Origin of the sequence: Candidatus Skiveiella danica, from assembly GCF_022705245.1 — a bacterium.
Lineage (GTDB): Bacteria > Pseudomonadota > Gammaproteobacteria > Burkholderiales > Burkholderiaceae_C > Skiveiella > Skiveiella danica.
Window position 1 is genome coordinate 302 of sequence record NZ_JAKJEW010000188.1, and the last position, 238, is coordinate 539.

A 238-nucleotide genomic window follows, 5' to 3' on the forward strand; every position below is an offset into this window, starting at 1 on the left:
TCGGTGTCATCTCCGGCGTCCTGAGTGGCCTGGGCGCCGATCTGGTCAGCGGCGGTTTGACGCTGGGCACCGGCGCGCTGGTGGGCGGTGTGCTGGGCGCCACGGCCGCCGCGGCGCTGGCCAAGGGCTACAACGTCTACACCCGGAAAGACAAAAAGGTGGTGGGCTGGAGCCAGGATTCGCTGACGGAAGCGTTCGGCAAGTCCTTGATGCTGTACCTTGCCGTCGCGCACTTCGG

General features: G+C 67.2%; 1 protein-coding gene. It reads left to right on the top strand.

Going from position 1 to position 238, the window contains the following annotated elements:
• Positions 1 to 238, top strand: a 238-nt coding sequence (locus ACMUOY_RS20915) for a DUF3482 domain-containing protein (protein WP_413894621.1), incomplete at both ends; no start/stop codon positions are given.